Raw genomic sequence first — 15,017 nt, 5'->3', positions numbered from 1 at the left:
TAAAATACTAATCAGATGAGGAACAAATTTATTCATTACCCTTTGGTAATGGCATTGATGCTGTTATTCTGTGTTCCGTGCGTTACCGTCACTTATGCACAGTCGTTTACCGTCACCGGAACAGTGACCGACAGTCAGGGTGGAATCCCCGGAGCGAATGTGAAAGTAAAAGGTGGTACCGCAGGTACAATCACCAACATGGACGGTCAGTTTACGTTGAGTGTCCCCTCTTCCAAGTCTATCCTGGTGGTTTCATACATCGGATACACCCCACAGGAAGTTGCCATCAACGGTAAAAACAAATTGGATATTCACCTGCTGGAAGATACAAAGACACTAGATGAAGTGGTAGTCGTAGGTTATGGTGTGCAGAAAAAGTCTCACCTGACGGGATCTGTGTCCAAGATGGATATCAACAACCTGACAGATATTCCCGTGACCCAGGTAGACCAGTTATTACAAGGTAAAATTGCCGGTGTCAATATACAGAACTCTACTTCCGAAGCGGGAGCCGCCCCGCAAATCCGTGTGCGTGGTATGGGTTCTATCAGTGCCGACAGTTCTCCGCTGATTGTCATCGACGGTTATCCCACACCGGACGGTCTTTCCACACTCGATATGGCAGATATTTCTTCCATCGAAGTATTGAAAGATGCCGCTTCGGCAGCCATCTACGGTTCTCGTGCAGCCAATGGCGTCATCCTGGTTACTACCAAGACAGGAAAAGCCAGTAAACCGAAATACAGCGTGAAAGCCTCCACCGGTTTGAAATGGGCTTATAAGTTACATCCCATCATGAGTTCACAAGATTATTGCAGCATGATCGGATACGAATCGGTATTGAAAAATAAAACAATGTCACAGACAGAGGAGGCTTTCGGTCTCATTGATAACTACACCGACTGGCAGAAAGAAGGATTGAACAGCAGTCCGCAGATTCACCAGGTGCAGCTCTCCGTATCGGGTGGTAAGAATGACATCACTTATTATATTTCGGGCAACTATGCACAGGAAGACGGTATCATGCTCAACAGCAACTATACCCGCCTGAACCTGCGTTCACGCATCACTGCCCAACTATCCAAACGGGTAGATTTCAGTTTGAATCTGGCACCGTCATACACCAAGACAGAAACTCCTGCCACCAACTTCATGGATTTCTATCGTACACCCTCTTTCATGCCTGTACGCCATACTGCTGCCACTTCTGCGCTAACCGGCAAACCTATCGGTTCGTATGCACGAGGCAGTGACTTCAGCAATGTTACCTATACCCGTGAGGACGGAACAACTTTCACCCCAACCAGCAGTCCTTTTGGTTCGAGCAACAACAATCCACGTTCACTGATGGATACGGAAGAGCGTTTCCGCGAGGACTACAACCTGCAGGCGAATGCTTCTTTCAACGTCCAACTGATGAAAGGACTGGTATTCACCACTTCCAACGGCTTCTTTATCAAGTATCGCCAGAACAATCAATATCGCGATTATGCTGCCAAGAAAGATGAAGAATCTGCTATGGGTACTTATACCAACCGTCTGTATATCGACCTATTGAGCGAGAACACGTTAAACTATACCGGAAAGACAGGGAAGCATGACTACTCCATACTGGCCGGCTATACAGCGCAGACTACTTCTGAAAGAACTGCCGGTATCGTCGGACTGGGCTTCCCCACCGACTATATCCATACGCTGAACGCTGCAACTTCTTTCGACCTCGACGGAACTTATACCCAGAAATACCGTACGGCAATGATGTCCCTATTGGCACGTGCCACATACAGTTACGATGAGAAATACCTGCTTTCTGCCAGTATCCGTACAGACGGAAGCTCTCTGTTTGCCGACGGTCATCAATGGGGTTACTTCCCCTCGGTATCCGTAGGATGGCGTGCATCGGAAGAATCTTTCCTGAAACAATTCGGTTGGCTGAACCTGCTGAAAGTCCGTGCCAGTTTCGGTGTGACAGGTAATAACAGCATTCCTGCCAATTCATACTATGACCTGCTCTATCCCAACAATTACGCATTGGGAGAGGGAAATGGCAATCTGATCTCCGGACTCGCCAAGACCAGCGAAACCAAAGGTAACAACCGCATCACTTGGGAACAGACTTACGAATACAATGCCGGATTCGACTTGAGCATCCTGAACAACCGTATCAACCTGACAGTGGACGGATACTACTCCATCACCAAACAGTTATTATTCAAACAGCCGGTTCTTTCTTTCACCGGATTCAATAATTACTGGAATAATATCGGACGTATCCGCAACAGTGGTATTGAGGTGGAACTGAATACCCATAATATCCGCACCAAGAATTTTGAATGGGAAAGCTCATTCAATATCTCTTCCAACTTCAACAAGTTACTGGAACTTTCGGGAGAAGAACGACTGATCTCTACGGGTGAACGTAACGAAACATATCTGGCACAGGTAGGCAAGAGAGCCATTTCTTTCTTCGGCTACAAGACAGACGGTATTTACAAAAGTCAGGAAGAAGTGGACGCTGTTCCCCACTTGGCCAGTGCCGTACCAGGCAGTCTCCGGATTGTAGATATCAACGACGACGGAGTGATTAATGACAAAGACCGTACAGAAATCGGCAACCCATTCCCGACAGCAACATGGGGATTCACCAATACACTGACCTGGAAAGGCTTCGACCTCTACGTTATGATTCAGGGAGTTCACGGACTGGATGTATTCAACGGTGACGGTTACTTTACCGAAACCAAGAAGTTCAACCGCAACTACGTGAAAAACCGCTGGATCAGTGCAGACTATCCGGGCGACGGAAAAACTCCCTCTTTCGCAGCAAATGGCGGTGTCGCCTGGGAATTTACGGATTACCTGATTGAAGACGGCTCGTATGTAGCATTGCGCAATGTGACTTTAGGCTATAAGTTCAATAAGAAGCAGTTGAAGAAGATCGGTATCAGTTCACTCCGTCTTTATGCTTCAGGACAGAACCTGTTCTATATCTGGTCCAAGGACTACCGTGGTATTAATCCGGAAGCACGTAAGACGAGTGGTTCTTACAGTTCTCCTCTTATCAACGGTTACCAGTCAGGTGGGTTCCCCCTGCAATCGACAGTCACTTTCGGATTCGAACTTAATTTCTAACTCCTTAAAGACAAATAACAATGAAACTAAAACATACATTCATCGGTATTCTCTCAACCTGTGCGTTGGGACTCGCCTCCTGCGACCTGAACATCACGCCGGACTCTTACATAGCCGATATCAACTTCTACCAAAATGAAGCGGAAGTGAACACAGCCGTCATCGGTTGTTACGGAGGCATACACGCTCCACTGAATATAGAATGGGCGTTGACGGAACTTCGTTCGGACAACACTCGCATGAACGGCACCCGTTCCAGCAACGACGCATTCATGCAACTGCTGGCACTGGACCTTGGAACAATGGACGCCAGCAACCCGAATATCCGCACCTACTGGGAAGCTACCTATCAGAATATCAATAACTGCAACTCAATACTGAAACCCGAAGTGCTGGCCGTAGTGGAGAACGAAAAGAAACGTGCACAATTCGAGGGTGAAGCTCTCTTTATCCGTGCCTATCATTATTTCAATCTGGTACGTCTCTTCGGCCCAACCTTTCTGGTGACAGAAGAGATCAGTATTGCAGAATCACTAAAGAAAGACCGTAGTTCGGTGCAGGCCACTTATGCGCAAATCATCGACGATCTGAAACGTTCCGTTACGGATTTACAGGACATCACATACAGCTCTAATAATCTGGGACGTGCCACAGTACTGGCAGCCAAATCTCTACTGGCTAAAGTGTATCTTACCCTCGGACGGTATGAAGATGCCAAACCGTTATTAAGCGATGTAGTGACTGCCAAAGGCGAGACACTGAATGTCAAATATGCCGACGTGTTTGATACAACCAAAGAGATGAACGATGATATTATCTTCACTGTACGCTATAAAAGCGGTAGTCTGGGAATCGGTTCTCCGTTTGCCAATACATTTGCACCGCAAAACAGTGGCGCGAACGTAATCACGGGTAGCGGTGACGGTAAGAATTATCCTACGAAAGAAATATCCGCCGCTTACAGCAAAGAGGATTTGAGAAAGGACGTCAGCATGGCAGACAGTTATTATGATAAGAGTAAAGACGTGGAAGCACAAGTGGCTTATGTAAAGAAATTCCTTTCGGAAGTATCCATACGATACGATGCTGAAAATGACTGGCCTGTCATTCGTTATGCAGATGTACTACTGATGTATGCGGAAGTATTGAACGAAGTAGACGGTCCCTCTGCCGGGTTGAAATACCTGAATCTGGTACGTGAACGTGCCGGACTAAGCAAAATCGAGAGTGATGCAGTGACTACCCGTAACGTATTCCGCACCTATCTTGAGAAAGAACGTCGTCTGGAACTGGCTTTCGAAAATCAACGCTGGTTCGACCTCTTGCGTTGGGGTAAGGCCATAGAAGTAATCAACAAGCATATTCAGGAAACCGAATGGGATTTCTATGCAGGCTACACCCAACAGATCAACAAGTTAAAGGATTATCAGTTGATACTTCCGATCCCACAAAGCGTAATCGACAATAATCCGGGCGTCATCACACAGAACCCTAACTATTAATACTAAACGACACTGAATCATGAAAAATAAATTCTATAGCCTATTCATCTTCTTCGTTCTCACTGCGCTGGCAGGCTGCAACGAAAAAGAATCGACTGATGTCATCGAGCAGGGTGATCCTCAAATTATAGAGTTCACCCCGACAAGCGGTAAGTTCGGACAGGAAATCACTATCAAAGGAGAATTCCTGCGCGATATACAAAAGGCAACGATTGGTGGCGTAGAAGCTACGATACGCTATAAGCTCTCTCAACAGGAGATTGTTATTGTAGTTCCCGCCAATGCCGGAAACGGGAAAATCGTTCTTAGTACGAAAGAAAAAAAGACGGAAAGTGAGCAGTCATTTACGATTGTATATCCGGTTCCCCAAGTGAAGAATGTTCCTGCCGGAGCGCACGTGGGAGATCAGATTGAAATACAGGGTGAGAATCTGGACATCGTGTCCAAAGTTTGTTTCGGTGATAAAGAGGCTTCTATCTCCTATCAGTCCGAAAGAGAAATCGTAGCAACCATTCCTTTCGTCATCACGGATGCCGCTCCTATCTCCCTCTATTATCTTGACTCTACAGGAGAGCAGTTCATTCAACCGGAGGGTCCTGCTTTTGAGATCATCAAAGATATTCCGACCATTGACGCAATGGCAGAACGGGTGACCGAGGGAAGTCTGATTACCCTCAACGGAACTTTCCTGAATTTGATTGAAAGCATCCATTTCGGGGATGAAGTGAAAGTGACTAACTTCGTTGAGAAGACTGCCAACAGCATTGTATTCCGTGTTCCGGAATTGCCGGAGAGTGCTACTGTGGATGTTCTGGCCAAATATTATGAGGGAACAGGCAGTCTGACATTACGGAATGACTGTTATGTATTTATTCCGAGAGTATTCAGCTATCCGAATCTGAAAATGGGTGCACACCGCAATGAAGATTTTGGTAATATGATTAACGGAACCGCCGGACAGGTTTCCACCACTTGTATCCTGAAAGATGTAGATTCCCGTGCCCTGATTGATTTTGCAGCGGTACACAACAGTAATAATGACTTTGCATTGAACGGTCCGCAGAACGTAAAGGCTAATTTGAGAAACTACTGGTGTAACGGTACTCCATTGCCTCCATTGAAAAGTTCTTCTACCGAAGCCGAAGTCAACGAAAACTTTGGTGAGTTTACTTCTACTGTCACCAAACTTCTTGTACTTCAGGAAAGCAAAGGATATGGTGAACTGATTAGAAACATTAAAGAAGGAAACATCGAAGAAATATCTCCTACCGACGAGATTACCAAAGCATTATTCAATATTGATATGGACGCGGAAGGTTCCAACTCGGTACGCAGCCGTCAGAAAACGGAAGCAGAGGATAAAGAAGCATCGAATATATACAAGGCAGGCAGTGTCGTTGTGTTCAAGAATCTGAAGAAGAATAAATTCGGTATCATGATTATCCGTTCTGTCAATGTAGATTTTGACGCTGTTAAGGCGACGAATGATGCCAATGCAACGATTACTTTCGACCTGTATTATCAACGTTACTAAAAAAGACGAAAGACAATGAAAAGACAATATAAATTTACCGCATTATCGGCAGTCTTGTTCTGCCTGATAGGTTTGTTGTACGGATGTACCCGTGACAATGAAATTATAATTCCGGAAACGTCTGTCAATCCACCGGCTACGGATTATTCCGTAGCAATCGGTGACGAGGTTACCTTTACCGGGCAGAATATGCATCTGATCTCTAAAGTGGCTTTTGACAATCAGGTGGTCAACATCACCACCGAGCCATCCAACCGTTCACAAACCACGCTGATAGTGGCGGTGCCCGATAATTTTGAAGTGACACAGCATATCTCTGTCGTTGCCACTTACAATTCGGTACACAAACTGACTTTGAGTGATGCATTCGAAGTGGTAGTGCCGGGTGTCACCACTGATGTAAGTTCTGCTACTATCGGAGATAAGATCACACTTACAGGAAAGAATATGCACCTGATTACTAAGGTAAACTTCGGAGATCAAGTGGTATCTTTCGATCCCAATCCGGACCGTTCGCATACTTCACTTATGGTAACTGTACCCTCAACTTTCGATGTAACTAAAAAAGTCCAGTTGAGCGTTACGTATACCACCAATACCGTGAATGTATCTAATGATTTTGAAGTAATCGTGCCACCGGTTATTCCTACTGTCACCACTGTTCTGGAAGGAGAAGTGGGCACAGGAGCCATTATTACGCTGGCCGGAACCAACCTGAATATTATCAAGAAACTAATGGTAAACGGTCAATCTTACGAGTTTACAGCTACCGCTACCAGTCTTTCTTTCAATGCTCCCGAAGACATTACCGAAAATTTAGTAATCGACAACGTTGTATTAGTGTATGACAACGTGTTGGGAGATAATCAGGAACTAGCCGTATCGGGAAGCGTAACTGTGAAACCGACACCTACCCTGCCATACATCCTTTGGGAGGATATCGAACTGGGAAGTCATGGAACGGAGAATGCTTTCTTTGATGTTACGAATGGACGGACGATGACTCCATGCGATGTAGTCGAACATAAAGAATGGGTTACTTTCGCAATGGATAATACTAGCGGTGCACCCACAGCGCGTCTGTTGAACCCGGCCAATATCGGAACCAATCTTCTGAACAGTCAGTTTTGCAATGGTACAGCTTTGAATCTGAATGATTATGCCATCTGGAAAGAATCCACACAGACAACTCCGTTCAAAAAAGTCACAGATGACGCACTGATTACCAAAGTGACAAACGGTGAAATCACCAATATCCGGGATGACATCGGAGATGTGAAAGCGTCTGATATCAAAACAAATACTCCGACTGTTGCAGCAGGAGAAGTGTATTACTTCTATCATAAGGAGAAATTCGGATTGATTTGGGTGAAACAGCTGAATATTCAAACAGACAGAAAACTGAACACCATCATTATGAATGTATATTACGAGAAATAGACAATACAATAAAACGAGTACCCAAAAAGTTATATTATCCCATGAATCTACGAGCGAACTACTCCAAGAGAATCCGTTTGTCACTGGCTTTCAGTATTGTTGCAATGACTGTTTGCGCCCAGAGCATCTGGAATGCGGAACATCTGGAACAAGTGAAAAAGTCTCTCAATCAACCCGCATACAGCGCCACTTATCAGAACTTACTAAAGCAGGCAGACAAGGCTTTGAACGCCCACCATCTTTCTGTTATGATGAAAGATAAAACGCCACCAAGCGGAGACAAACATGACTACTTGAGCCAGGCACGCTATTTCTGGCCAGACCCGACCAAGCCGGACGGTAAACCTTATATCAGCCGCGATGGTGTATCCAATCCGGAACTGGATAAACTGGACCGTAACCGCTTGGGAGAGATGGCAAATAATGTCACTACACTCGCACTTGCGTGGTATTTCAGTGGCAAAGAACAGTATGCACTGAAAGCAACCAAACAGATTCGTGTCTGGTTTCTGGATAAGAAAACCTGCATGAACCCACATCTGAAATATGCGCAGGTTGCGCCCGGACATAATAATGATCTTGGCCGTTGCTATGGTGTGATAGATACTTATTCGTTAGTGGAAATGCTGGATGCCGTTCAGCTTCTTGAAAAATCCCGTTCGTTCACCTCGAAAGATTCAGAGCAGCTAAAAAAATGGTTCGGGCAATTACTGGACTGGATTCTGACTAGCGAACAAGGAAAAGAAGAAGCCAGCCGCCCCAACAATCATAGTACTGCTTATGATGCACAAGCCATTGCATTTGCACTCTATACAGGCAATCATAAAGTAGCCGAACGGATACTTCGGGAAGTTCCCAAGAAGCGGGTATTCAAACAGATTGAACCGGACGGCAAACAGCCCGAAGAATTACGCCGAACATTGGCTTTCGGATATTCAGAATTTAATCTGCAACATCTGATAGATATTGCGACTATGGGAGAAAAAGCCCATGTACCTGTTCTTTCTGTCAGTTCTGCTGACGGACGAAGCATTTACAAAGCTGCCGATTTTCTGAAGCCATATCTCGGGAAAGGAGTCAAAGAATGGCCTTACAAGCAAATCAGCGAATGGAACGGTAAACAACAGGAATTATGTAAAGACCTGTATCGACTGTATCTGCTAGATTCCACTCGTACCGATTATTTAAAGGCATATCAGCAGTTCCGGAAAAGCAATCCGAAAGATCTTTTTAATCTTCTTTTCCTGAAAGAGGAAAGTAAATAAACTCTCAAAGACTTGACTTTCGCTTCCGAATGTCGTATCTTTACAGAGTTAATGATAAAGTAGTTTCAATTAAACTGCACGTAAAGGAGGGAATTGTGATTCCCTCCTTTCTTTTTATATATCAAAGAAAAAATCATATTCATAGAGAGGAAAGTTCCCCCACCCCGGCTTTCCTTTCAGTTTTGCCCGGTGTTCATTCTCCTTTAACCCGGTGCATAGCGATCTTCACCTTACTTCTTACCGGAATTAGAGTGTGCGTTGCCATCTTTTAGAGGCTCTGTTCTCTCCTAACAGACCGTCTGTTCAGGTAAAACAGAGCCTCTATTGAAATAAAACGTAATGTCTGTTTTACCACTGTCTCTGCTAAGTTAATAATCAATAAAGTTGCTCTTGACAAAAAATAGCTTTATCTTTGGGGTTTGTTTAAGCAGACACAATAGGTATATATTATGAGTGAAAAGATTATCAAATGGGGCTTCATTGGTTGTGGAGAAGTAACCAAGACCAAAAGCGGTCCCGCTTTCCAGAAAGTAGAACATTCGGAAGTCGTAGCCGTGATGAGTCGTGACGGTGCGAAAGCGAAAGCGTATGCCAAAGAGAGAGGAATCAAAAAATGGTATGACGATGCACAAGAACTGATCGATGATCCGGAAGTAAATGCCATCTACATTGCCACTCCTCCTTCCTCACATGCTACGTATGCCATTATGTCCATGAAAGCAGGCAAACCTGCCTATATTGAGAAACCAATGGCTGTGACGTACGAAGAATGCACGCGCATCAACCGCATATCCAATGAAACGGGAGTTCCCTGTTTCGTTGCTTACTATCGCCGTTATCTCCCCTATTTCCAGAAAGTAAAGGAACTGGTAGAGAACGGTACTATCGGTAATATTATCAATGTGCAGATTCGTTTTGCCCAGCCGCCACGCGATCTGGATTACAATCGTGACAACCTTCCCTGGCGTGTGCAGGCTGACATTGCCGGAGGTGGCTACTTCTACGACCTTGCTCCGCATCAAATTGATTTGTTGCAGGATATGTTCGGTTGTATCCTCGAAGCAAGCGGTTATAAGAGCAATCGGGGTGGACTTTATCCTGCTGAAGATACATTAAGCGCCTGTTTCCAATTTGATAGCGGATTGGTTGGTAGCGGTTCCTGGTGTTTCGTAGCCCATGATTCTGCCCGCGAAGACCGTATTGAAATTATCGGTGACAAGGGAATGATTTGTTTCTCTGTCTTTACTTATGAGCCTATCGGCTTACATACCGAAAAAGGACGGGAAGAAATCTGTATCGGTAACCCGGAACATGTGCAACAACCTCTTATTCAGGCAGTGGTCGATCACTTGTTAGGTAAGTCCGTTTGCTCCTGCGACGGAGAAAGTGCAACGCTCACTAACTGGGTAATGGACAAGATATTAGGTAAACTATAACCCGAAAAAAAGCAAAAAAAAGTATCATTTTCTTGCGAAGTTTACTGATACTGTTAAAAAATTAATAGGAATATTCCATTGTATATTGTTAGTTTTTTCTATCTTTGTAAAAAGAAGCAAAGGGAAAATGAAACTAACAATATATTTTTTGTGCCATGACTAGAGAAGACTTAATGCGGAAAGCAATCGAGCTCTCCAAAGAAAATGTTGAAAATGGTGGAGGTCCTTTCGGTGCTGTGATTGCCACGAAAGAGGGGGAAATAGTTGCAACAGGAGTAAATCGTGTTACGGCATCTTGTGACCCAACTGCTCATGCCGAAGTGAGTGCGATACGTGCCGCAGCTGCCAAACTCGGTACTTTTAATCTTAGCGGATACGAAATCTATACTTCCTGCGAACCTTGTCCCATGTGTCTCGGTGCGATTTACTGGGCGCGATTGGATAAAATGTACTATGGAAACAATAAGACCGATGCCAAGAATATTGGCTTCGACGACTCTTTTATCTATGACGAACTGGAACTGAAGCCTGAAGACAGAAAGCTTCCTTCCGAAATCTTATTGCATAATGAAGCCCTTACTGCCTTCAAAGCCTGGGCGGCCAAAGAAGACAGAGTAGAATATTAAAAAACCTCTCACTATTATTAACCTATTAATTACCCCTCAAATGAAAAGAAAAAGCCTTTTATTTGTTATGGCATCAGTATGCCTGTTCAGTTGTCAACAGCAAGAAGAACTGCAAGATCCCAGTAAAGAAGTGATCGACTTTTCTACTTCTATTGACCAAAGTATCAACAATGCTCTTACTCGTAACAGCAGCAGTTTGACACTTCCGTTAAAGAACAATTTCGCTGCCGGAGATGTCATCTCAATGTCAGTTGCCGAGCAAGATTATCATCCGTTTGCCATAGGTATGGATAGCCAGACCTGGAACGAGGCAGGCACCGATTCCGAAACGGTTACTTTCTATGCTCATTATCCTGAATTGACCGGCGAAGCAGCTACTACCAGATCATTAAGCAGCCGCTATCGTGAAATCAAGGGTGGCTTAGAATATTTGTTCGGTACAGCTCAAGCCAACAAAGGTGCTAGAAATGTTGCTCTTACATTCAAGAGAATGACAACGCCCGTCGTTCTGCTTGACGAAAACAACCAGCCGTACGAAGGTAGAGCTATCGTTAAACTTTTCTTGAAAAACGAAGGTGTGCAAGACCTGTTCAGCGGTAAAATTGAAGTTGCCCCAAATGCCCAACCGGAATACATCGATATCCGGAAAGTATCTGAAGGAATTCTGACTAACTTGATTCCGCAGATCATCAAAGCCGGCGAGAAAATAGGAACAGTTATCTTGGACGGTAAAGAAGAACCTATTATCGCGGATGAAGATATTACCATAGAAGCCGGAACCCCTGTTGCTGTAAGAATGTATGCAAGACGCGGAATCATTGACGAACGGACTCCACTATTCAGATAAAATAAAGAATAAAAAGTGATACTAATAAAAATCCCCGGAACCGCTGTAGACACTCAGCATTCCAGGGATTTTTTACACACAAAAGTTATTATTGAAATTGAAAACTGTCTCTTTATTAGATTAGAAGCGCATACCTACGGTAAACAACACCTGACTACGCGTATTGGTAACTTTCGTTGCTTCCGGTGAACCAATAGTTACACCACCATCTTCATTTGCATATCCATTCACAAACGGATAAAAGTCTTCCTTATACGTAGAGAATTTATAGGCTAGATCGGCATAGAACATTGATCCGCGATAACCAATACCCAATGTATAATTACTCATTGATTTAGAGTTGGCAAAATCCGTGTCTGTCTGAATAGAGTTATACGGCAGATCCTTGAAAGCATCCTTATGGAAAGCTGCAGTACTATAATTGTAACCAGCCCGAAGAGCAAATTGTGGAATCACCTTATATTCTAAGCCTAAACGAACTGTATTAACTCCTTTCAACATAGGCGTTGTGCTATTCTCAAACTCAAAAGAAGAAGAATAACCATCCGGATCTTTAAACTTCATAGAAGAATAATCCTGATATTCATATTCAGCTCCTAAAGCCAGACTGTTCCCTACTGTATAACCTAAACTTACATTGTAAGTCCATGGGGTTTGGAAATTGAATGAACGAACCATATCAGCCTTTCCGGGAACATGATCCCAAGTCTTTACTACATCTCCCCCCATCGCACCGGTTTCCTCATTTATCACATCTGATGCAATCTGTGCGCTTGTTTTATAATCAAGACTATAGAAGATCGGAGTATGAATAGCCAGTCCGATACGGAAAGGCGAATATTCAAACGGACGAATGATAGCTCCTAATTTCACATCAAAACCAGAACCTGTGATCTTGTTCCAACTTTGTAAGTCATACCCCTCATTACTTTCATAGACTTCTTCATAAAATGTATACTTACTGTAATCAACAGAATATGCACCAAGAGTCAATCCTAAATACACCCGGTCATTAATATTGAACGAAACATTAAAATCATATTGGTCAATACCACCGCGCTCTTCAGAACGGAAATTAGCATTTCCATAAGGGAACATTCCTCTATAGTCTCCAGGAGAAACATACAAAGGTTTACCTTCAAAATTATTAATTTGGTTTCCGTCCTTATCAGTATAAATATTATTGGGCTTACCTGTTGCCGGATTAATCTTATCCGTCGTTATATCTGTTATCACCCAACCATCATATCCTAAAACAGAAAGCCAGCCGATATTCGGATCATCATAAGGGTTGTCTCCCCATCCCTCAATACCTCCAGCTTGCGAAGCCATCAAGAAAGTTTGGGAATAGTCTCCCAGGTTACCCTTCATATTCATATTCTTATAGAAGGACTTTGCCTTATGATAATTAAATCCAAAATTCACAAAACGCAGCGGAGTGTTATTCCCGATCTTTGAAGAAAACACAAATCCAATATTATCAAACGAAGCTCTCGATTTATCTGAATTCAGTTTGTTATCCAAGTATTTACTTTCGGTTCCATAAGCTGAAAATCCGAAGGAAGTCATAACATCGCTACTACGGAATAGTCCAATACCGGCAGGATTCGTGCTCATGGTGGATATATCTCCACCTAAAGCTCCCATGGCACCGCCCATACCTACAAAACGTGCAGTTCCGTTTAAATCTTTTCCGGTCAGTTTGGCACCATCATAAACTGTTTGTGCCACAACCGGAGTTGCCGATGCCAATAACCCCAATACAGCTATAGTAAATATCTTTTTCATACCTTTCATACCTTTTAATTAAACATCTGACTTCCTATCTTCTACTACTACGGGAGGAGCCACCACCAGAAGATCTGGTAGAACCACCGCCACCACCGGAAGAATAACTGCCACGTGAACTACTGCCGGAAGAAGCCGGTGAATAACTCCGTGAAGAAGAAGAGGAACGAGAAGTTCCATAAGAAGATGAAGAAGAGCTACGGCTTCCGTTAGAATAACTACTACGTGGAGCAGTTGAACTTCCACGACTATATGATGAAGATCTTGTTGTACTGCTACCGGTAGTACTTCTTGCTCCTGATGAAGAACGAGAGTAAGTAGAACTTGCTCCACTACTCCGTGTACTGCTCGGACGAGAATAAGTACTGCTACTACGACGTGACGTTCCTTCTACCCGATTAACAGAACTACTGCGTTCACCTGAAGTACGTGTACCCACTACGCGTCTTACAGAGCTCTCTCCTCTACTATAAGAAGAAGACGCACCGGAAGAACGAACAGAAGAGCCACTACCTGAACGGGTAACACTCGAACCATATTGACGAGACGAATTTCTGTAACTGCTTTGTCCGGAAGAACGACGATTCGTATAGGTAGGACCTGTCCAATGACCGCTTCCACCTCCGCCCCAGCCCCAGCTAGGACCACCGTGCCAGTGGTGATGATGTCCCCAATAGCCACCGCCGCCATACCAGCCACCCCAGTAGCCGCCATACCAGCCGCCCCAATAACCCGGAGAATATCCCCAAGCGTAGTAAGGACGATTCCATCCCCAGCCATAGTTCCATCCCCAGCCGTAAGAGCCATAACGCCAATCCCACCAGAGTGGATTACTGAATGTCGGGAACGCATAAGCATACATACCGTCGGTATATACATTCCAGTCCCATGAATTCGGACCGTAAACTACATCCCAATACAACGGGCTGCTGATGCTGATAGCAAAACGCGGATTGCGGAAACGGATGATACGTTCAGCGTATTCATAGTCGTCTTCCGTACCATTGAATTCGCCTGTCACCCATTCTCCGTCCAAATCCGGATTAGATTTTTCTTTTATATATAAGGTATCATTATCCATTACGAATTCATTATCACGTGCATCGTAACGGCGGTTATATTCATCCACATCCCGTGTTCTTCCCTTACGGTCCTGAACCACTACTGTAGTACCCGGTGAAGTATAGATGTTGGTCACCTGTTTCTTCGTTTCCTTCTTAACCGGAGTTTCTTTCTTCTCCTGTTTGTCTTTTGAAGGAATGAAGTAAAGGTCGTCATCAACGCTTTGTGCCATCAAGCCTATCGGGAGGCACAAGGCAAATAGCAAGAAATAAACAATCTTTTTCATATCATCTCGGTTTATGTAATTACTTAAACTTATTCATGTTACAAAGATAAGGAAGAGATTTTTCGTCCGAGGGAGATTTTCCCCAAAGGATAATAGGGA

10 protein-coding genes are annotated in these 15,017 nt (G+C 44.1%); 8 read left to right on the top strand and 2 right to left on the bottom strand.

The genetic code is table 11. The features are described 5' to 3' along the window. The first annotated feature begins 15 nt into the window (after positions 1–15). From H8796_RS15340 to H8796_RS15305, 8 genes are all read left to right on the top strand, one after another. On the top strand, positions 16–3,132 hold the full coding sequence (locus H8796_RS15340) for a TonB-dependent receptor (RefSeq protein WP_117937328.1): 3,117 nt from the start codon (positions 16–18) through the stop codon (positions 3,130–3,132). A 20-nt stretch (positions 3,133–3,152) separates the two neighbouring features. Beyond that, complete coding sequence (locus H8796_RS15335; protein WP_117937326.1) at positions 3,153–4,634, top strand: RagB/SusD family nutrient uptake outer membrane protein; 1,482 nt, start codon at positions 3,153–3,155, stop codon at positions 4,632–4,634. Positions 4,635–4,653: 19 nt separating this feature from the next. Next, on the top strand, positions 4,654–6,168 hold the full coding sequence (locus H8796_RS15330; protein WP_117937324.1) for an IPT/TIG domain-containing protein: 1,515 nt from the start codon (positions 4,654–4,656) through the stop codon (positions 6,166–6,168). A gap of 15 nt (positions 6,169–6,183) precedes the next feature. After that, positions 6,184–7,608 carry a hypothetical protein gene (locus H8796_RS15325; RefSeq protein ID WP_117937322.1) on the top strand — a complete coding sequence of 475 codons (1,425 nt, stop codon included), beginning with the start codon at positions 6,184–6,186 and terminating at the stop codon, positions 7,606–7,608. Between the two features lie 41 nt (positions 7,609–7,649). Then, positions 7,650–8,873 carry an alginate lyase family protein gene (locus H8796_RS15320; protein WP_117937320.1) on the top strand — a complete coding sequence of 408 codons (1,224 nt, stop codon included), beginning with the start codon at positions 7,650–7,652 and terminating at the stop codon, positions 8,871–8,873. Between the two features lie 449 nt (positions 8,874–9,322). Further along, a complete protein-coding gene (locus H8796_RS15315; RefSeq protein ID WP_004297399.1) occupies positions 9,323–10,309 on the top strand; it encodes a Gfo/Idh/MocA family protein in 987 nt (328 codons plus the stop codon). A 155-nt stretch (positions 10,310–10,464) separates the two neighbouring features. Further along, positions 10,465–10,935, top strand: coding sequence for a nucleoside deaminase (locus tag H8796_RS15310; RefSeq protein ID WP_004297398.1), 471 nt, complete (start codon positions 10,465–10,467; stop codon positions 10,933–10,935). Between the two features lie 40 nt (positions 10,936–10,975). Then, on the top strand, positions 10,976–11,782 hold the full coding sequence (locus H8796_RS15305; RefSeq protein ID WP_117937318.1) for a fimbrillin family protein: 807 nt from the start codon (positions 10,976–10,978) through the stop codon (positions 11,780–11,782). Positions 11,783–11,902: 120 nt separating this feature from the next. Here the strand turns inward: H8796_RS15305 and H8796_RS15300 are convergent, their stop codons facing one another. Together H8796_RS15300 and H8796_RS15295 are read right to left on the bottom strand one after the other, a co-directional pair. Next, entirely contained in the window at positions 11,903–13,570 is a 1,668-nt protein-coding gene (locus tag H8796_RS15300) for an OmpP1/FadL family transporter (RefSeq protein ID WP_117937356.1), read from the bottom strand. 34 nt (positions 13,571–13,604) lie between these two features. Next, positions 13,605–14,918 carry a hypothetical protein gene (locus tag H8796_RS15295; RefSeq protein WP_117937316.1) on the bottom strand — a complete coding sequence of 438 codons (1,314 nt, stop codon included), beginning with the start codon at positions 14,916–14,918 and terminating at the stop codon, positions 13,605–13,607. Positions 14,919–15,017: the final 99 nt, after the last annotated feature.

Source organism: Bacteroides sp. M10 (assembly GCF_014334015.1).
Taxonomy (GTDB): domain Bacteria; phylum Bacteroidota; class Bacteroidia; order Bacteroidales; family Bacteroidaceae; genus Bacteroides; species Bacteroides intestinigallinarum.
Note: the sequence above shows the minus strand (reverse complement) of the source record. Positions and strands in the feature narration are given on the sequence as shown.

Excerpts from the sequence above, each read along its gene's own strand:
- H8796_RS15340 (WP_117937328.1), top strand. The coding sequence starts at position 16 with ATGAGGAACAAATTTATTCATTACCCTTTGGTAATGGCATTGATGCTG.
- H8796_RS15335 (WP_117937326.1), top strand. The coding sequence starts at position 3,153 with ATGAAACTAAAACATACATTCATCGGTATTCTCTCAACCTGTGCGTTG.
- H8796_RS15330 (WP_117937324.1), top strand. The coding sequence starts at position 4,654 with ATGAAAAATAAATTCTATAGCCTATTCATCTTCTTCGTTCTCACTGCG.
- H8796_RS15325 (WP_117937322.1), top strand. The coding sequence starts at position 6,184 with ATGAAAAGACAATATAAATTTACCGCATTATCGGCAGTCTTGTTCTGC.
- H8796_RS15320 (WP_117937320.1), top strand. The coding sequence starts at position 7,650 with ATGAATCTACGAGCGAACTACTCCAAGAGAATCCGTTTGTCACTGGCT.
- H8796_RS15315 (WP_004297399.1), top strand. The coding sequence starts at position 9,323 with ATGAGTGAAAAGATTATCAAATGGGGCTTCATTGGTTGTGGAGAAGTA.
- H8796_RS15310 (WP_004297398.1), top strand. The coding sequence starts at position 10,465 with ATGACTAGAGAAGACTTAATGCGGAAAGCAATCGAGCTCTCCAAAGAA.
- H8796_RS15305 (WP_117937318.1), top strand. The coding sequence starts at position 10,976 with ATGAAAAGAAAAAGCCTTTTATTTGTTATGGCATCAGTATGCCTGTTC.
- H8796_RS15300 (WP_117937356.1), bottom strand. The coding sequence starts at position 13,570 with ATGAAAAAGATATTTACTATAGCTGTATTGGGGTTATTGGCATCGGCA.
- H8796_RS15295 (WP_117937316.1), bottom strand. The coding sequence starts at position 14,918 with ATGAAAAAGATTGTTTATTTCTTGCTATTTGCCTTGTGCCTCCCGATA.